At 68.8% G+C, this 18,949-nt stretch carries 14 protein-coding genes; 3 read left to right on the top strand and 11 right to left on the bottom strand.

The window, feature by feature from the left end:
* Positions 1-14: 14 nt before the first annotated feature.
* Together A3A5_RS0117170 and A3A5_RS0117165 are read right to left on the bottom strand one after the other, a co-directional pair.
* Complete coding sequence (locus A3A5_RS0117170; RefSeq protein ID WP_018311780.1) at positions 15-1,334, bottom strand: MFS transporter; 1,320 nt, start codon at positions 1,332-1,334, stop codon at positions 15-17.
* A gap of 318 nt (positions 1,335-1,652) precedes the next feature.
* A complete protein-coding gene (locus tag A3A5_RS0117165) occupies positions 1,653-2,138 on the bottom strand; it encodes a helix-turn-helix domain-containing protein (RefSeq protein WP_018311779.1) in 486 nt (161 codons plus the stop codon).
* 78 nt (positions 2,139-2,216) lie between these two features.
* Here A3A5_RS0117165 and A3A5_RS0117160 point away from each other — a divergent pair, with 78 nt between their 5' ends.
* Positions 2,217-2,798: a GNAT family N-acetyltransferase gene (locus A3A5_RS0117160; RefSeq protein ID WP_018311778.1), complete on the top strand. Its 582-nt coding sequence runs from the start codon at positions 2,217-2,219 to the stop codon at positions 2,796-2,798.
* Positions 2,799-2,807: 9 nt separating this feature from the next.
* Here the strand turns inward: A3A5_RS0117160 and A3A5_RS0117155 are convergent, their stop codons facing one another.
* Positions 2,808-3,683: a DMT family transporter gene (locus A3A5_RS0117155; protein ID WP_018311777.1), complete on the bottom strand. Its 876-nt coding sequence runs from the start codon at positions 3,681-3,683 to the stop codon at positions 2,808-2,810.
* Positions 3,684-3,815: 132 nt separating this feature from the next.
* The gene (locus tag A3A5_RS0117150; RefSeq protein WP_018311776.1) at positions 3,816-4,238 is read right to left on the bottom strand and encodes a Fur family transcriptional regulator; all 423 of its coding nucleotides are present in this window, start codon (positions 4,236-4,238) and stop codon (positions 3,816-3,818) included.
* 99 nt (positions 4,239-4,337) lie between these two features.
* On the opposite strand from A3A5_RS0117150, the gene A3A5_RS0117145 reads away from it, so the two are divergent.
* Together A3A5_RS0117145 and A3A5_RS0117140 are read left to right on the top strand one after the other, a co-directional pair.
* Positions 4,338-6,521 carry a TonB-dependent siderophore receptor gene (locus tag A3A5_RS0117145; protein ID WP_018311775.1) on the top strand — a complete coding sequence of 728 codons (2,184 nt, stop codon included), beginning with the start codon at positions 4,338-4,340 and terminating at the stop codon, positions 6,519-6,521.
* Between the two features lie 2 nt (positions 6,522-6,523).
* A complete protein-coding gene (locus tag A3A5_RS0117140) occupies positions 6,524-7,741 on the top strand; it encodes a DUF1624 domain-containing protein (RefSeq protein ID WP_018311774.1) in 1,218 nt (405 codons plus the stop codon).
* Positions 7,742-7,769: 28 nt separating this feature from the next.
* Here A3A5_RS0117140 and A3A5_RS38765 read toward each other — a convergent pair whose 3' ends face one another.
* The 7 genes from A3A5_RS38765 to A3A5_RS0117105 form a co-directional block, all read right to left on the bottom strand.
* On the bottom strand, positions 7,770-9,596 hold the full coding sequence (locus A3A5_RS38765) for an efflux transporter outer membrane subunit (RefSeq protein ID WP_018311773.1): 1,827 nt from the start codon (positions 9,594-9,596) through the stop codon (positions 7,770-7,772).
* A gap of 39 nt (positions 9,597-9,635) precedes the next feature.
* Complete coding sequence (locus tag A3A5_RS0117130) at positions 9,636-11,597, bottom strand: glycosyltransferase (RefSeq protein ID WP_018311772.1); 1,962 nt, start codon at positions 11,595-11,597, stop codon at positions 9,636-9,638.
* A gap of 2 nt (positions 11,598-11,599) precedes the next feature.
* Positions 11,600-12,952, bottom strand: a complete 1,353-nt coding sequence (locus tag A3A5_RS0117125; RefSeq protein WP_018311771.1) for a hypothetical protein — start codon at positions 12,950-12,952, stop codon at positions 11,600-11,602.
* Between the two features lie 27 nt (positions 12,953-12,979).
* Positions 12,980-14,359, bottom strand: coding sequence for an HlyD family secretion protein (locus tag A3A5_RS38760; protein WP_018311770.1), 1,380 nt, complete (start codon positions 14,357-14,359; stop codon positions 12,980-12,982).
* A gap of 518 nt (positions 14,360-14,877) precedes the next feature.
* Positions 14,878-16,344 carry an MFS transporter gene (locus A3A5_RS0117115; RefSeq protein ID WP_018311769.1) on the bottom strand — a complete coding sequence of 489 codons (1,467 nt, stop codon included), beginning with the start codon at positions 16,342-16,344 and terminating at the stop codon, positions 14,878-14,880.
* A gap of 44 nt (positions 16,345-16,388) precedes the next feature.
* Positions 16,389-18,311, bottom strand: coding sequence for a TRAP transporter large permease subunit (locus A3A5_RS0117110; protein ID WP_018311768.1), 1,923 nt, complete (start codon positions 18,309-18,311; stop codon positions 16,389-16,391).
* On the bottom strand, positions 18,308-18,937 hold the full coding sequence (locus A3A5_RS0117105; RefSeq protein ID WP_018311767.1) for a TRAP transporter small permease subunit: 630 nt from the start codon (positions 18,935-18,937) through the stop codon (positions 18,308-18,310). Before A3A5_RS0117105 ends, A3A5_RS0117110 begins: the two co-directional genes overlap by 4 nt.
* Between the last annotated feature and the right edge of the window lie 12 nt (positions 18,938-18,949).

Raw genomic sequence — 18,949 nt, 5'->3', positions numbered from 1 at the left:
GCGATGCTTCAAAATCAGTTGGCCAGCGCGCTGTCGTACAGCGCCTGCTCCTGGGCCTTGTGCTCGGCGCTGAAGCGGATGGCGATGGCGCACAGTGCGGCGATGGTGGCAAGCACGCCCAGCACCGTCAGCGTGTGCTGCAGGTCGCCCAGGCCCTTGAGCAGGAAGCCCGCGGCGACGGCGCCAACGTTGCCGCCCGCGCCGATGATCCCGGCCACGCCGCCCAGCGCCTTGCGGTCGATAAAGGGCACCAGGGCGTAGGTCGCGCCGCAGGCCATGTGGGTGAACAGGCCGAACAGCAGCATCGCGGCCACGGCCAGCGTCACGCTGCCGGCCTGCGCGAACCACAGCAGGCCCAGGCCTTCGCCCAGGATCAGCACGAACAGCAGCGTGGCGCGTGCATCCAGGCCGCGGCGGCGCGCCGCCTTGTCCGACAGCCAGCCACCCAGGGCGCGGGCAAACAGCGCCAGCAGGCCGAAGCTCGCGGCGGCCATGCCGGCGGCCTTCAGGCTCAGGCCGAAGCGGTCGACGTAATACGAGGCGGCGATGTTGTGGATGAAGATCTCCACGCCAAAGCAGGCGCCGTAGGTGATGAACAGCAACCACACGCGATAGTTGGCGCTGGCGGCGCGGAAGCTGGCCCAGCCGCCGCCCTTGCCACCGTCCTTGCCGGTGATGGCAATGCCGCGGGCGCGCAGGTCCGAATAGTTGCCTTCCGGGCAGTCCTGGGTGAAGCGCCAGTAGACGACGGCCATGATCAGCATCAGCACGCCCGGCACCAGCAGGGCGAAGCGCCAGCCGAGCGCGTGGTCGGCGCCGAGCATCAGCACGGCGGCCAGCAGCAGCGGCATGATGGCCTGCGCGGCGCCGCCGCCGGCGTTGCCCCAGCCGGCCGCGGCTGCGTTGGCGGTGCCGACCACGTTGGGCGCGAACATCACGGAGGTGTGGTACTGCGTGATCACAAAGCTCGCGCCGACTGCGCCGATCAGCAGGCGGAAGGTCAGGAAGGTCTCGTAGTTCTGTGCCAGCGCCACGCCCAGCACCGGCAGCGCGCCCAGCGCCAGCAGGCCGGTATAGGTCTTGCGCGGGCCGAAGCGGTCGCACATCGGGCCGATCACCAGGCGCACCAGGATGGTCACCGCCACCGCTGCGATATTGATGTTGGCGATCTGGCCCGGGGTCAGGCCGAACTCGCCCTTGAGCACCGGCATCAGCGGCGCGCAGGCAAACCACGCAAAGAAGCAGACGAAGAACGCCATCCAGGTCAGGTGGAAGGCGCGCATCTGCGGGGTCTTAAAGCTCAGCAGCTCGATGCGGGTGGCTTTGGCGGTCATCGTCCTTGGCTCCAAAAACAAATGGCGTCCCGCAAACCAGGCCGTTCAGGCCAGTTCAGGGGACGCCGTTGTCCTGACAGCCACTACATGGGATAGGGGCTGCGTATGTGGGGTGGGCCGGTCGTCGTTGACGGGCCCGTACCCTGTTACGCAAGGGGTGTGCCAGGCCGCTATGTGACGGTGAGTGGGGTTTGTTGCGCTGAGGTGTGGCGGAGTGATGCCGGGATGCGCTGTGGTGGGGCGGCCGCCGGGGCTGGCGGCACACTCATGGTGCAGTGCGGTGGGCTGTGCTGGTGCGATGCAGCACCGCGGTCGGTGCTACTGGTCCGAAGCCGGGGACTGGGCGTTGACGGGGACGATCCGCATATCGCGCGGCGATACTTCCGCGCCGTCCTCGTCGACCAGTGCCGCGCGCACCAGCTTGCCACTGGCGCGCGAGCGGATCTGCACCGGGCCTTCGCCAGTGGGCGCCATGTGGCAGTCGCCCCATTGCATCAGGCCGACCAGCACCGGCAGAAGCTCCACGGCGGCGCGGGTGGGGCGGTATTCGAAGCGCTCGCGCTCACCGGGCTCGCGGTAGCCGACCTTGCGCAGCAGGCCGGCGTCGGTCAGCGTCTTGAGGCGCGCGGACAGCACCGCGGGCGAGCATTCCAGCCGGCGCAGGAAGTCATCGAAGCGCGTCACGCCGTGGAAGACGTCGCGCAGGATCAGGATCGTCCACTTTTCGCCAATCAGCGACAGCGTGGCGGCAATCGAGCAGTGGCGGAGGTCGGACGCATTGAGGGTCATGATGGCTCCAAGCATAGCATGCTGACTTCATTTGCAAAAGTCAGGTTATCTCCTATACTCTGACTACGAATTTTGAATCCAGATGGTGCCGGGATGGATGATCAGAGCGAGGCCCGCACGGGCAAGGAGGAAAGCTGGACGGTGGGACGGGGCCTGCAGGTCACGCTGCGCCATACGCGGCCACAGGATGGCGGGGCGCTGCGCGCGCTGGTGGACGGCCTCTCGCGTGAAAGCCGCTACTTCCGCTTCCTGAGCGGCGGGCGCGTGGTGGACGAGACTGTCGAGGGCCTGGCCGCGCCCGGGCCGGGCGGCGTGGCGCTGGTGGTGGAGGCGCCCGACGAAGAGGGTGTATCAGCCATTGTCGCCAGCGCGGAATACGTGGTGTCCGGGCAGGTCGGGGAATTTGCCGTGGTGGTTGCCGACGGCTGGCAAGGGCAGGGACTGGGGCGGCGGCTGATCGCCAGGCTGTGCGAACTGGCGCGCGCGGCCGGCCTGCGCTCCCTGCGCGGCGACGTGCTCAGCGAGAACCGCCGCATGCTGGCCATCCTGCGCGGTTTCGGCTTCGCCAGCCGCCGCAATCCGCAGGACAGCTACCTGCATGAAGTCACGCTGGCGCTTGGCCAGCCGGCGCGCAGCGAACTGCGGCTGCCGGCGGACTGGTTCAGCGCGCCCTGATCCCAACCGTCAACTGGCGTCGCGCTTGCCGCGCGAGGTCATGGTGCAACCGACCGAGGCCGTGATGATGCTGGCGATCGCCAGCCATTGCAGCGCGCTCAGCTGTTCGTGCAGGAACGCCAGCCCGGCCAGCGCGCCCATCGCCGGCTCCATGCTCAGCAGGATGCCGAAGGTGCGCCGGTGCAGGCGCTTGAGCGCCACCATCTCCAGCGAATAGGGAATCGCGCTCGACAGGATGCCCACCGCCAGTCCGAACAGCAGCAGCGTCGGGCTGAACATCGCGGTGCCAGCATGCGCCAGCCCGAACGGCAGCACCACCAGCGCCGCCATGGTCAGCCCCAGCGAGGTGGCCTGCCCGCCGTGGGCGTTGCCCGCCATCTGCCCGAACACGATATACAGCGCCCAGCCCACGCCCGCGGCCAGCGCATAGCCGATGCCGACCGGATCGAGCGTGCCGGCGGCATCGCCCACCGGCAGCAACAGCAGCAGCCCGGCCACGGCAAAGGCTATCCACAGGAAATCGATCGCGCGCCGCGACGACAGCACCGCGACCGCCAGCGGCCCGGTGAACTCGATCGCGATCGCCAGCCCCAGCGGGATGGTGCGCAGCGACATGTAGAACAGCAGGTTGGTCGCGCCCAGCGCCGCGCCGTACAGCGCGATCGCGCGCGCGTTGGTTCGCGTCAGCGGGATGCGCCACGGGCGCCAGACGCACAGCAGGATCAGCGCGGAGAAGCTCACCCGCAGCGCCGTGGTGCCCTGCGCCCCGAGCGCCGAGAACAGGCTCTTGGCAAAAGAGGTGCCGATGCACAGCGAGGCCATCGAGCCGGTCAGGGCCAGCACGGCGATCAGGGTCGAGCGACGGTGGGCGGCGGTTTGCGGCAATTTGGGGATCCTGTTTTTTGGCGTGGCCTGTGCAATGCTGCCGCATCATGCGGCAAGCACGGCGCGGGCGCCATATACAGGTGCGGATCAGTGGCTCAGTACAGTTGGCCGTGCCCCAAGTACGCCCGCTGTTCAGTGGTCCCGTACCGCCGCCTTGCGCCGCTTGCCGGGTTTGCTGGCGCAGTCCGGGCAACGCCCCAGTAGCGTCAGCTCGTGGTGCTCCACTTCGAAACCCGGTGGCGTGATCTCTTCCAGATGCCCGGGGCACCCTTCCAGCGGGAAGACGCGGTCGCACGACAGGCACTGGAAATAGTGCCGGTGGGTCGCGGCACCCGGCACTTCCGACAATTCATAGCGGTCCGGCTGGCCCGGCAGTTCGACGGCATGCACCTGCTCGCCTTCTACCAGGGCGCGGATGTTGCGATAGACCGTGGCCAGTCCCAGTGAGGGCACCTGGTGCTGGGCCGCGGCCAGGATCTCGGCCGGGCTCAGGGGCCGGCCGGCTTCACGCAGCGCGTCGATGACGGCGCCGCGTTGACGGGTCATGCGTTCCATGCCTAAAATCTTAATGAGAAATTATTATCATTAGTGAGTCGCTGCGGTTTGCCAGTCGGATGGCCGCCGCCGCGACTCGTTTTTATTGGGGTGTTCCGTATGCTGCTTGCGCAGCTCAGCCGTGCCCGGCGCCGCGCGCCGTTTTCGTTCCTGCCTGTTGTGCCAGACCCGCGCCCGGTCCAGGCGCGTTCATTGCGGCCGGTGGCCGCCCTGATGCTGGCGATGTCCGGCCTGGCCGAGGCGGCGGATACCGCCGAGGCCTCCGATATTACGCTGCCGGCGGTGTCGGTGGTCGGCACGGCCTCCGCATCATACAACCCGCCCGACGCCTCCGGCGCGACCCGCACCGACACGCCGCTGCGCGAAATTCCACAGTCGGTGCGCGTGGTGCCGCGCGCCATGCTGGACGATATCGCCGCGACCCGTTTCGACCAGACCTTCGACTATGTCAGCGGCATTGCGCGCCAGAACAATTTCGGCGGCCTGTGGGACAACTTTGCCATGCGCGGCTTCACCGGCCATGAGAACACCGGCGCGGGCTACCTGGTCAACGGCTTTGCCGGCAACCGCGGCTATACCGCGCCGATGGATGCGGCCACGATCGAACGCGTGGAAGTGCTCAAGGGCCCGACGTCATCGCTGTACGGCACCAGCGAGCCGGGCGGCACCTTCAACGTGGTCACGCGCCAGCCGCAGTTCCGGCCCGCGCAGCGCTATGGCCTCGAGCTTGGCACGCGCGACGGCTATCGTGCCACGGCCGATGTCACCGGCCCGCTCGGCGAGAACGTGGCCGGCCGGCTGATCGCCGTGGCCGACCACCAGGGCAGCACGCGCGACTACATCAACAGCCAGCGCTACCTGGTGGCGCCGTCGTTCACCTGGACGCTGGGCAACGACACCGTGCTGCAGTACGCGGCCGAATTCCAGCGCTACACCACGCCGATGGACCGCGGCGTGGTGGCCGTCAACGGCCAGTTGGGCCGCATCCCGCGCTCGCGCTTCCTGGGCGAGCCCGGCGACGGCGACATGCGGCTGGACAGCCAGTCGCACCAGTTCAGCGTCGAACATCAGTTCAATCAGAACTGGAAGGGCAGGCTCGGCCTGTCGTATCGCGGCGGCGCGCTGACGGGGCACAGCAGCGAGGCGACTTCACTGGCCGCCGACGGCCGCACGCTCTGGCGCCAGCGCCGCTACCGCGACTTCCAGTCGGACGATGTCTCGCTGCAGGCCAGCGTGACCGGCAACTTCAGCACCGGCCCGGTCGGGCATGAACTGCTGATGGGGGTGGATGCCTACCGCTTCGGCAATACCATGGCGATCCTGCGCAAGAACCCCAGCGCCGCGGCGCCGTACGCGATCGACATCTACGACCCGGCCTATGGCCAGCCGGCGCCGCCGATGCCGTGGAACATGGACACATACGAGCGCCAGCGCAATATCGGCGCCTACGCGCAGGACCGGCTGAGCCTGGGCGAGCGCTGGCGCGTGCTGGCCGGCGTGCGCTTCGACGCCTTCGACCAGTCGCTGGACAACCACCTGCGCGGCACGCGCACCACGCAGCACCAGAATGCGGTGTCGCCGCGCGTGGGCGTGAGCTACCTGGCCAGCCAGAACGTGTCGCTGTTTGCCAATGCCAGCCAGTCATTCCGTCCCAATGGCGGCGCCGACGCCGCGGGGCAGCCGTTCGACCCCGAGCGCGGCCGCGCGGTGGAGGCCGGCATCAAGTTCGACAGCGAGGACCGCCGCACCGGCGCCACGCTGGCCATCTTTGAGATCCGCAAGCGCAATGTGCTGGCCACCGACCCGTCCGATCCATCCTTCTATATCGCCGCCGGCGAAGCGCGCAGCCGCGGCCTGGAGCTGGACGTGGCCGGGCACCTTGGCACGCACTGGCGGGTATCGGGCAGCTTTGCGCTGACCGACGCCGAGATCACGCAGGACACGCGACTTGCCGCCGGCACGCCGCTGTCCGATGTGCCGCGCACCAGTGGCAGTGTGCTGGCGGTGTATGAGGATGCCGCGCCGGTGGGCCAGCGCTATGGCGTCGGGGCCGGCCTGCGCTACGTGGGGCGGCGTCCGGGCGATGTGCAGGACAGCTTCTCGCTGCCGGCCTATGTGCTGGTGGACCTGCATGGCTACTGGCAATACAGCCGCAACGTGCGCGTGTCGCTCAACGTGGGCAACCTGTTCGACAAGACCTATTACGCCAGTTCGTACAGCAGCCTGTGGATTGCGCCGGGCGCGGGCCGCAGCGTGCGGCTGGGCGTGCAACTGAGCTATTGACGATGCTGCCAGCCAAGGTGCGCACTGCCGCGCCCCTGTCTTCTCCGACAGTCTTCCCTTCTGCCGCGGTCGCGCGGCCGGCCGGCGGCCGGCTGCTGTCCATCGACGCTCTGCGCGGACTGGTGATCCTGATCATGCTGCTGGACCACGTGCGGGACATGTTCTTCCTGCACGCCCAGGTGGCCGATCCCATGGATGTCGCCACGACCTCTCCGGCACTTTTCTTCAGCCGGCTCGCCGCGCATCTGTGCGCACCGGTTTTCATCTGGCTGGCCGGCGTATCGGCGTGGCTCTACGGTGCTGCCGGCCACGACCGGCGCGCCGTCAGCGGCTTCCTGCTCAGGCGCGGCGTGTTCCTGGTGCTGCTGGAGGTGACGCTGGTCGGCTTTGCCTGGACCGGGACCTTGCCGCCGCAGGTGATCTACCTGCAGGTGATCTGGGCCATCGGCCTGAGCATGATGGCGCTGGCGGCACTGGTGTGGCTGCCGCGGGCGGTGCTGATTGCCGCGGGCATTGCGCTGGTTGCCGGCCACAACCTGCTGAGCCCGCTGCATTTCCCGGTGGACAGCGCCTGGCACGTGCCCTGGGCCATCCTGCACGACCGCACCTGGATCGAGGTGGCTGACGGTTTCAGGGTGCGCACCTCATACCCGGTGTTGCCGTGGATCGGCGTGATCGCGCTGGGCTATGCGGCGGGGCCGTGGTTTGCCGCCACGGTGCCTGCCGCGGTACGGCAGCGGCGGCTGGCTGGATGCGGGCTGGCGGCGCTGGCAGGCTTTGCGGTGCTGCGCGCGCTGAACGGCTACGGGCAGGAGCAGAAATGGCTGGCGGGCAGCGATGCCTTGCATACCGCGATGAGCTTCCTCAACGTCACCAAATACCCGCCGTCGCTGCTGTTCCTGCTGCTGACACTGGGCGTGGGCTGGTTGCTGCTGGCGTGGCTGGAGCGAGCGCAGGGCAGCTGGATCGCGCGGCGCCTGGCCCTGTTCGGCGCCGTGCCGATGTTCTTCTACCTGCTGCACCTCCACGTGCTGCAGGGACTGTACCGGGCCTGCGTGCACCGCTGGGGCCTGAACCAGGGCAAGGTGTTCGGCCTCGACCACGTCTGGCAGCTGTGGCTGGGGGCGGCCGTGCTGGCCCTGGCGCTGTGGCCGGCGGTGCGCTGGTTCGCGGCGCTGAAGGTTAGGCGGCGGGACTGGCGCTGGCTGAAGTACTTCTGACCAGCGCTTGGGTCCTGCACGCCCCGGCTCAGCGCTGCGTAGCCGCGACGGGTGCCGGCTGTGCTGCCGCCGCGGATTGCGCCGGAGCCTGCGGTTGCGCTGCGGCCTGGGGCTGGGCTGCTGCCTGAGCCGGTGCCACGGCTTGAGGCTGTGCGGCGGCTTGAGGCTGCGCCACCGCTTGGGGCCGCGCGACGGCTTGAGGCTGCGCCACGGCCTGAGGTTGCGCCACGGCCGCCTGAGGTTGCGCCACGGCTTGAGGCCGTGCCGCCGCCTGGGGTTGTGCCGCGGCTTGTGGCCGCGCGGCGGGTGCCTGGCGTGCGCCGCCATTGGCCGCCGGGGCAGCCTCGGTCACCTCGCGCCAGCCGCCGCCCAGCGACTTGTACAGCGATACGCGGCTGGTCAGGCCGGCCAGCTTGTACGTGACCAGCGCCTGCTGCGCGGTATAGAGCTGGCGCTGCGCGTCGAACACGCCGAAGTAGTCGTCCACGCCGTTCTTGAAGCGCATTTCCGACAGCCGCCGGGTCTCGCTGCCTTCGCGCACCAGGGCTTCCTGTGCCTGCACCTGGCGCTCATAGGTGGCGCGTGCCGCCATGCTGTCGGCGACCTCGCGGAACGCGGTCTGGATTGTCTTCTCGTAGTTGGCGACGTTGATGTCCTTGCGCACGTTGGCCGCATCCAGCCCGGCGCGATTGCGCCCCGCGTCGAAGATCGGCACGGTCAGCTGCGGCGCGAACACCCACGCCATGCCGCCGGAGAACAGCCCAGCCAGGCTGCTGCTGGCCACACCCAGCGCGCCGGTCAGCGAGATGCGCGGGAAGAACGCCGCGCGCGCCGCGCCGATATTGGCGTTGGCCGCCTTGAGGCGGTGCTCGGCGTTGAGGATGTCGGGGCGGCGCACCAGCACGCTGGACGGCAGCCCTTCCGGGAACTCGCTCACCAGGGTGCGCGCGTCCAGCGGATCCTGCGCGGCCGCATTGGCGTTGGCAGTTGCCGCGCCGGCATCGGTCACGGATTTCGGCAACGGGCCGCCGATCAGCAAGGACAACGCGTTCTCATCCTGCGCCACCTGCCGCGTGTATTGCTCAACGCCCACCTGCGAGGTCTGCACCTGGGTTTGCGCGCGATGCTGGTCCAGCTGCGCCATCGCACCGACCTGGCGCCCGCGCCGCACCATCTCCGCCGCGTCCTGCTGCGTCTTCAGCGTGTCCTGCGACAGTTTCAGCAGCGCGCGGTCGGCCAGCAGCGTCAGGTAGGCGTTGGCCACCTCGGACACCAGGCTGATTTGGGCGCTGCGGCGCGCTTCTTCCGTGGCCATGTATTCCTCGAGCGCGGCATGCTTGAGGCTGCGCACCCGGCCGAAGAAATCAAGCTCGAACGCGGTGAAGCCGATGCCCGCGTTGTAGGTAGTGATCTGTGGCGACTGGCCCGCCGCGCGCAGCCGTTGCGGCAGCCGCTGCGAGACCATGCCGGCATTGCCGTCCACCGTGGGGAATTGCGCCGCGCGCTCGATCTGGTACAGCGCGCGCGCTTCGTCGATGGCAAGCGTGGCCATGCGCAGGTCGCGGTTGTTGGCCAGCGCCAGTTCGATCAGCTGCCGCAGTTGCGGGTCGACAAAAACATCGCGCCATCCCAGGTCCGCGGCCGAAGGGCCGGCGGGTTGGGCCGGCTGGCCCGGCTGTGCCGCACTGGCCTGCGGGGTGCGGTAGGCAGCGCCCTCCGGCCACGCCGACGGGACTGGCGCGTCTGGGCGCTGGTACTGCGGCTCGAGCGTGCAGGCCGCAAGGGCCAGCACGAGTGCGCCGGGGAGCAGCAGGCGCGGCGGGGACAAGGTACGGCGGCGTGGCAGGCTTCGCATGGATGGTTCCGGAGAGAGGTGATTGGTATCTGGCATGGTTCAGCCCAGCAGCGCGCGCCGCACAAAGCGCGACAGCGCCAGCTTGGGTTGCCCCTGCCGGGCGATGTTGTGTGCGGGATCGGTGAACAGCAGCCGGATCAGCGCGTGGCGTGCCGCCATGCCGGCGTTCAGGGCAATGCCCAGCAACTGGCCGTCGCGGCGCACCACGCGGCACGGGATCCAGCCGGTCTGCGCCAGCCATAGCGTGCCCTCGGTGCCGGCAGCGAAGGCCGGCGCCAGCGGCGTGGTGACGGCAACACCGTTGCAGGAAAGATCCCTGGTGGTCACGCGGTATTCCTTGTCATTCACGCGCAGCAGCGCTGCCGCGCGGTGCGGGAAGCGCTCTTCCTTGCGCGGGCGCGGCAGTTCCACGCAGACCAGCAGCGAGGCCAGGTACAGCATCAGCGCCACCCCGGTCCAGATCGTGTTGAAGGCGAGCCCTTGCGCATCGGGGTCCACCACCAGTGCGCGCCCCAGTCCCAGCGCGGAGAAGCCCAGCAACCCCGCGTACAGCGCAACGAACTTGCCGTGGATCACCAGCCTGGAGCGGTCCAGCCCCTTGTTCGTTACCTTGAACGGCCGCCCGAACGGCTTGAACATCGCGCTCACCAGCGATGCGGTGACGGCCAGAGCCGCCACGATCTGCGTGACTTCGGTGAAGATCGGCAGCGCGCGCTGGCCGGTGATCCAGATGCTGTACGCCCAGTACGCCACCAGCGCCGGCAGGCCGTAGGCGAGGAACTGCAGCGGCTCGCCGTACAGCGTGGAGACGCCGAAGTACCAGTACAGCAACGGCCCTGCCAGCAGCATCAGCGTGAACGGCCGCGACAGCCAGTGCAACAGGCCGTGCACGTAGTGCAGCCGCTGCATCCCGGTATAGCCGCGCCCGCGCAGCGGCCCGTCCGCGGTCAGCGCCACCTGGATCGTGCCCAACCCCCAGCGGCTGCGCTGGCTGATGTACTCGGGCAGGCCTTCGGCGGACAGCCCCACGCTCAGGCGCTCATTGAGCCAGCGCGTGACATAGCCGTGCGGCAGCAGCCGGTAGGTCAGGTGGATGTCCTCGGTCACCGTGCCGGTGGGGAAGCCGCCGATCAGGTCGATCAGGTCGCGCCGCACCACGAACGAGGTGCCGATGCAGAACGCCGCGCCCCAGGCGTCCTTGGCCGGCTGCATCACGTCGAAAAAGGCGCGTTGCTCATCGACCCAGCATTCGGTGGCGCGCAGGTTGTACTGGATCGGATCCGCGTTGTAATAGAACTGGGGCGTCTGCACTACGCCCACGCGCGCATCGCTGAACAGGCCCACAGTGCGCAGCAGGATATTGCGATGCGGCGCGAAGTCGGCGTCCAGCACCAGGATATAGGGCGCGCCGCCGGCCGCGGCGCTGTGGCGCAGGCCATTGTTGAGATTGCCGGCCTTGGCGTGGGCATTGTCCGGGCGCGTCACGTAGTGCGCGCCGACGCGCTCGCAGAACTCGCGCAGCCAGTCGCGGCGGGTATCGTCCAGCACCCAGACGCGGAAGTCGGGATAGTCGATCGCCAGCGCCGAGACAATGGTCTTCTCCAGGATGTCCAGGCCTTCGTTGTAGGTGGCGATGAAGATGTCCACCGGCGGCACCTGCTTCGCGCGGCGCAGCGCGGCCTCGCCCGCATCGGCGTCAGGCGTGTGGTTGCTGGTGCGCGCCAGCACCACGATCGACAGCAGCGTATAGGCCAGCGTCATGCATTCGAAGGCAAAGAACACATGAGCCCACACGCTGGTGAAGGTCATCTGCCAGTCCGGCAGCGTTTCGCGGATGCGCCACGTCAGGTACACCGCCAGCAGCAAGGCGGTGACGCCGCCGAACAGCACACGGTCCGCCGGCCGGTCATGCCGGCACAGCATCGAGAGCAGCACCATCGCCAGCAGCACGCCGCCGTTGATGACCAGCAGCGTCTGGTTTTCCAGAAACAGGGCGAACATCGTCACTCCTTGGCGGTGGTGTTGGCAGGGGCGGTTGCAGGTGCCGCGGCCGCAATGGCTGGCGGCGGACAGGACGTCTCCAGGCATCCGCCCGGACGGAAGGGGTTCCAGCGCGCCGCGGCCAGCACGGCCCATGCGGTGGCGCCCAGGTGGGGCAGGTGGAAGTAGTGGAAATCTTCCGTGGTCGAGGTGGGCCCGATCGACAGCCCGGTGCTGACGCGCGCCTCGGGTGTGGCGTAGAGCATCCCGGACGGCGCCCGCTGCGACAGCAGCAGCTGCCACAGTGGCTGCGCCTGTTGGGCCTGCCCGGCGGCCTGCAGCACCAGCGCGGCCTGCCCGGTGCCTTCGGTCCAGATGCCGTCGGGGCCGCCCTTGAAACCGTAGCCTGCGCCGGCGCGGTGCCTGGCCTCCACCCACGCCAGGTTGCGGCGCCAGTCCTGCGGCGGGTCCGGGATCGCGATCAGCGGCCACAGCACCGCATCCAGCGCGGACGGGCCGGCGTTTGGCGCGCGGCCATCGTCGCGCGTGCCGATGATGAAGCGGCCCTCGCGCGCCTGCCACATGGCGCCGACAAAGCCGCGCGAGCGGGCCGCGCCATCGCGCCAGCGCGGATCGTTGCGCTGGCTGGCGAGCCAGCTGAAGGCGGCATAGGTATCGACGTTATGCTCGGTGGATTTCCAGCCCTGGCGGGTCTGCTTCGGCTCGTGGCCGAAGAAGCCGCCGATATAGCCGGCGGGCGCGCCCGTGTCGGGCACGGTGGCATGCACCCAGCCCATCAGCGCGGCGGCGCCATCGAGGTAGCGCGCATCGCGCGTGGCGTCATGCACCGCCAGCAGCAGCAGCGCGGCCCAGGCCACGTTCCCGGTGGCGGTGCCGGCCTGGTAGGCATCTTCAAACCAGCGCTTGCTGGGCTCGTCCCACCAGCCTGGCAGCGGCACCGGGCCGGCCGGCAGCGGGCCGGCCCGGTAGGCGTTGCGCAGGCGCGCATCGCGGAAGTGGCGGTCCTGGCGGGTCGCCTGCAGCACGGCGTCGGCAATGCGGCGCGCTTCGGCGGGACGCTTGCAGGCAACCAGCGCGATGCCGGCCAGCGCATTGTCGTAGACGAAGGCGGCGTTGCGCAGCGCCGGGGCCAGCGGCTCGCCGCCCGGCGCGGGTTCATAGCTGGCGAGGAAGACGGGGCCGCTGCCGCTTTCACGGCTGACGCGCTCGGCCAGCGTCTTGCAGCCGTCGGCCAGCAGCGTCTGCTGGGCTGGCTCGGCAGCGCGCCCCGCGCATGGCGCCAGCGCGAGCACGGCGGGAAGCAGCGCGCCGGCAACCAGGCGGGGCAGGCGTGCAGTCGGGATCGGCAGTCGCATCCGGGTCTCCTTTGCCTGCGTCGGCGGTTATATCAGCGATGCCCGCAGCTGGCCCAGCCAGCTCTGGTTCAGCGTCACGCGCGCCCAGCGGCCCATGCCGCAATGGCCGGACTGGCTTGGCCCTGCAGCGGCACGTGTTGCTGTCCCTGAGGCAGCAGCCTTGCCCGGCACGTTGTCCAGCGGGCGGTCGAGCTTGGCGATCACATAGATCTCGTTCTTCTCGATCGGCGGGAATGGCACGAAGTAACGCGCCTGGTCGCCGTCCGGCGCGCGCGGCAGCACCTCCGCCACCGATGCCGGCAACGCCGTGGGCACGCCGTCGACATGCACGTTCAGCCGTGCACCGGGCAGCAGGTTGTCGCTGAGGCTGCGCGGGAACACCGCCACCACGCGCGTCTGCGCGCAGTTGCTGGCGCGCGCCAGGGTGGCGCCGGCGGCCACGCGCATGCCGGGCTGCGCGATCAGGTCTTCGATGGTGCCGGGTTCGGTCGAGCGGGTCTCCAGGTTGGAGAGCCGGTCGAGGCGTTCCTGTTCCGTGGCGATCATCGCGTCGACCGACTTGCCATAGGCCTCGAGTTGTTCCAGCTCTGCCGTCAGCTGTGCCGATTCCGCGCTAAGTACCTGGCGCCGCTGGGCCAGCGTGGCGCTGGGGCCGTCGGTGGACGAGGCATAGACCTTGTTGCGCGCGGCCTCGCTCACGCCGACGGCGTTATCCAGCTCGGCCTTGGCCGCCGCCTTGGCATTGGAAAGCATCGACAGCTGGTAGCGCGAGGCATTGGTGTAGGCCTCGCTGACCGCCCCGGCCCACTGCATGCTCTGGTTGCGGTTGACCACTTCCTGCTGCTGGTCTTCCTGTGCCTTGGCCGATGCCAGGCGCGCCTCCAGCGCGCGTACGCGCGCCCCGTGCTCGCGTTGCGCAGCGCTGTTGTAGCGCTGCAGGTCCTGCTCGGTGGCGGCCATAAGCCGGCGGTTGCTTTCCAGCCGGGCCTTGGCGGAGTCATAGCGCTGCTGGTTGTCGAGCTTCTTGCCGGTCAGGTCGACCAGCAGCGAACGGTCGATGTTCGGGTTCTGCACGATCATCAGCGCCTGGTTGGCCGAGAACGGCTGGTCCGCGGCCACCATCTGCTTCATCACGATGCCTTCCACGGGAGACGTCACCAGGCTGACCGGGCTGTTCACCACGGCCCGCTCCGACGAGCGCGTAAACACATTTGGAAACATGATTGTCAGCACGGCCCAGATGATGAACAGCACCACCCCGTAGCCCGCCATGCGCGGCACGATATGCCACAGCGGCACGGGAACGGGTTGCGGGCGTTGCACCAGGCCGTCGCCATGGGGCAGGCGCAGCGGAGCCGGTGTCAGCGGGTGTTGTCTGGGTGGCGGATTGTTGCGCTGGTCGCCCATGGTGGTGTTCTCCGGCAAGCAAAGTCAAAAAGCGTCCCCGCCGGCATGCACAGGTGCAGGCCGGGCGAGCGAAATTCCAGGCAAGCGGGCAGCGTCGCGCAAGGGCTGTCGCGCGGTGCCCGGCTTGCATGTCCCCAATTCAGTTTGTTGTCTGCAGCACGCGCGATGTGGCCAGGCCGTATCGGCGCACCTTGCAATCGGGCCGACAAGCGGCCCGTGGATCAGCCCGGCTTCATCCGGGCAGAGTTGAACAATGGCCAGTTAATGACCAAGAAGTGGCAGCCCGCTGACGCAAAGATTCATGCACTCAGGCCGCCGCGTGTGAGTTATAGGCTAGTCAGTTGCCCCGTCCCTTGCTGTAAAAATGTGTAAGGGGAGGCTGTAGCACTGCTTAATACGGCAGTAACATGGCATGCCGTGCACGACGAATGCGGCACACAATGATGAGGTTTTGATAGCGCTGGCGAGGGTGTTGAATCTGGCAGCGATGGCAGCTGACGCGCGCTGCGGTCACGCGGCTAATCGTCGGCAGCGAGCGGCGGCGCGATGTGCTCCAGCGGCCGGCGTTCGGCGTCGATGCCGAAGCGCAATGCCAGCAGCCCGGCGACGATCACCAGCACCGCGCCGAAGCCGTAGCCTGCCGCCACGGCTTCGCGGCTGCCGCTTTCAATCAGCGCGCCCAGCAGCACCGGCGCGATAAAGCCGCCGGTGCCAGTGCCCACGGCATAGAACACCGAGATCGCCAGCGCGCGCATTTCCAGCGGGAATACTTCGCTGGCGGTCAGGTAGGCGGAGCTGGCCGCGGCCGAGGCCAGGAAGAACACCGCCGACCAGCACAGCGCCTGGGCGCGCGCATCGAGCCAGCCTTCAACGAAGGCCCAGCCGGTCAGTGCCAGGCCGATGCCGGACAGCACGTAGGTGGCGGCAATCATGCGCCGGCGCCCGATGTGGTCGAACAGCGGGCCAAGCAGCAGCGGCCCCAGGGCGTTGCCCAGTGCAAAGGGAAAGATATACAGCGCCACGCGCGCTTCCGGCACGGCATAGAAGCGCGTCAGCACCAGCGCATAGGTGAAGAAGATCGCGTTGTAGAAGAAGGCCTGCGCCACCATCAGCGCCAGCGTGATCACGCTGCGGCGGCGAAAGCGCCGCAACAGCAGGTGCATGACTTCGCCCACGCCCGGCGCGGCGCGCCGGCGCATGGCCATCGCGACGCAATCGGGTGCCACCGGCGGCAGCGGGCCGTGGCGGGCGCGCACCTCGGCCTCGATCGCGGCGATCACGCGCTCGGCCTCTTCCAGGCGGCCGTGGGTGGCAAGCCAGCGCGGGCTCTCCGGCACATGCCTGCGCACCAGAACGATTGCCACGGCCAGCACCGCACCCAGCGCGAAGCAGACCCGCCAGCCCCAGACGGGGCCGAACACGCGCGCATCGAGCAGCACCAGGCTCAGCCCGGCGCCCAGCGCCGCGCCCAGCCAGAAGCTGCCGTTGATGGCCAGGTTGACACGCCCGCGCACGCGCGCCGGGATCAGTTCGTCGATGGCGGAATTGATGGCGGCATATTCGCCGCCGATGCCAAGGCCGGTGAAGAAGCGGCAGGCCGCAAAGAAGGCAAAGCCGGGTGAGAACGCAGTTGCCAGCGTCGCCACCATGTAGACCGCGAGCGTGGCCAGGAACAGCCGCTTGCGCCCGAGGCGGTCGGCCATGCGCCCGAACACCAGCGCCCCCAGCACCGCGCCGGCGATATACAGCGACCCCGACCAGCCCACCTGCGTCGCGGTCAGACCCAGCGTATCGGGGCGCTCCAGCACGGCGCCGACCGAGCCCACCAGCGTGACTTCCAGGCCATCGAGCACCCAGGCAATGCCCAGCGCAATCGCCACGCGCCAGTGCCAGCGCGACCAAGGCAGGCGGTCCAGCCGCCCGGGAATGTCGGTGCGGAATGCGGTGTCGACGGGCAGGCTGGCGAGGGCGGTATCAGTTGGCATCGCCAACCAGTATAGGCAACGGGGGCAAACGGGTGCCGGCGCGCTCAGCGGTACAGCACCGTGGGCAGCCAGAGGCCGATGCCGGGGAAGACGTAGAGCAGCACCAGCGCGATCAGCTGGATGCCCATGAACGGCAGCATGCCCAGGAAGATCTGGTTCAGCGTGACATGCGGCGGCGCCACGCCCTTCAGGTAGAACGCGGCCATTGCCACCGGCGGCGACAGGAAGGCGGTCTGCAGGTTCAGCGCCACCAGCAGCCCGAAGAACAGCGGGTCAATGCCGAAGTTGTCCAGCAACGGGATAAAGATCGGCATGAAGATGATGATGATCTCGGTCCATTCCAGCGGCCAGCCCAGCAGGAAGATGATGACCTGCGCCAGGATCATGAACTGCACCGCCGACAGGTTCAGCGACAGCACCCATTGCTCGACCAGCGCCTGCCCGCCCAGCAGCGCGAACGCTGCCGAGAAGATCGACGAGCCCACAAACAGCCAGCACACCATGGCGCTGGTCTTGGCCGTCAGCAGCACTGATTCCTTGACCACGCGGAAGTTCAGCTGCCGGTATGCGGCGGCCAGCAGCGCGCCGCCGAGCGAGCCGACTGCTGCGGCCTCGGTGGGCGTGGCCAGCCCGAACACGATCGAGCCCAGCACCGCCACGATCAGCAGCGCCAGCGGGAAGAACGACGCCAGCAGCATCTTGAAGATTTCCAGCCGCGCGAAGCTGAAGCGCCAGTAGAAGTACACCAGCACCGCCGCCACCGCCGCCAGCGCGATCCAGAACCAGCGGGGTGCAGATATCGCAGCCGCCGGCGGCGCTGGCTGCGCCCCGGCTTGCGCTGCGGTGGTGGGTGCAGGGGTGGCAGCGGCGGGGGCGGCGGGGGCGGCCGGTGCGGCGGGCGCAGCGGATTCTTCCACCGGCGGCGCCTGCAGGTCGTCGAGTGCTGCGCTGCTTTCCTCGGCGCCACCCAGGGACAGCGGTGCTTCCACAGCGACGCCGGCAGCGGGCGCGGTGACCGCGCCGTACAGCGTGCCCATCACCACCACCACGGCGAGCGCCGGCAGCAGGACGATGGCCAGCTGGCGCACGAATTCGCCGCTCGGCAGGTCGGCATTGCGCGGTCCCTTGAGCGCGCGCACCATGCCGGCGCCCAGCGCAGGCAAGGCATGGGTGGCGCCGCCCGCGTGCAGCTTGCTGGCCAGCGGCGGCAGCTGCACCACCCGCTCGGCTTCCGGCAGCGGCGGCGCGAGCGCAGGCTTGAGCTTGGCCAGGATCAGGATGTAGAGGATATAGAGCCCGGTCAGCATCAGGCCCGGGAAGAACGCGCCCGCATAGAGCTGCACCACCGACACGCCCGCGGTGGCGCCGTAGACGATCAGCAGCACCGACGGCGGGATCAGGATGCCCAGGCATCCGCCCGCGGTGACCGCGCCGGCCGACAGTGACGTGCTGTAGCCCGCGCGCAGCATGGCGGGGAAGGCCAGCAGCCCCATCAGCGTGACCACGGCGCCGACGATGCCGGTGGCGGTCGCGAAGATCGCGCAGGTCACCAGCGTGGCGACCGCGAGCGAGCCGGGAATCCACGCCAGTGCAAGGTGCAGGCTGCGGAAGAGCTTCTCGATCAGGTTGGAGCGCTCGACCAGGTAGCCCATGAACACGAACAGCGGGATCGAGATCAGCACGTCGTTGGTCATGACGGCATAGGCCCGCTGCACCATCAGGTCCAGTGTCTGCTGCACCGCGATCGACGGATCGGCGTGGCGGTAGGCCAGCCATGAGAACAGCACGCCCATGCCCATCAGCGTGAACGCGGTGGGGAAGCCCAGCATGATCGCCACCACGATCAGCGCCAGCATCAGCAGGCCGAGGTGCCCGTTGGTCCAGTCCGCCGGCGCGGGCATGAGCCAGACCACGGCGCCGACAATCAGCACCATCAGGGAAATGCCGAACCACAGCTCCTTCCTCATCGGCCGGCTCCAGGCTGGTCGTCGCGCGGCGGCGGTGACTCGGCCAGCTCAACGGTAGGGGTGCCTTGCACCATCTCCTTGAGCTGCTCGACATCGACTTCCTCGACATCGCCTGCGCGCGGCGGCCAGCTGCCGTTCGCCAGGCACAAGATGCAGCGGATGGTCTCGGCCACGCCCTGCAGCAAAAGCAGCGCGCCGGCCACGGGAATCACGGCCTTGAACGGATAGATCGGCGGGCCGTCTGCGGCGATGGAAGAGTGTTCGTCCTGTGCCAGCGAGACCTCGAAGAAATCGATGCCCGCCCAGGCCAGCGCGATCACCCCGGGGAAGAAGAAGGCCAGGTAGAGCACCAGGTCAATGGACGCCTGCATCCGCGGCGACAGGAAGCCGTAGAGGATGTCGCCGCGCACATGGCCGCGCTTGGCCAGGGTATAGGCGCCGGCCAGCATGAACAGCGTGCCGTACAGCATATTGCTGGCATCGAACACCCAGGAGTGCGGCGTGCCCAGCGCATAGCGCGAGAACACCTCGTAGCTGATCATCAGCGTAAGCCCGATGATCAGCCACGAGGCGGCCTGGCCAATGAAGGTGCTGAGCCAGTCGATGCCCAGCAGCAGGCGTTGCACGGCGTGCGTCCC

Source organism: Cupriavidus sp. UYPR2.512, from assembly GCF_000379565.1.
In the GTDB taxonomy this organism is placed as follows: Bacteria; Pseudomonadota; Gammaproteobacteria; order Burkholderiales; family Burkholderiaceae; genus Cupriavidus.
The sequence above is the reverse complement of the archived record's forward strand: the minus strand, read 5'-3'. Positions and strand labels throughout refer to the sequence as shown.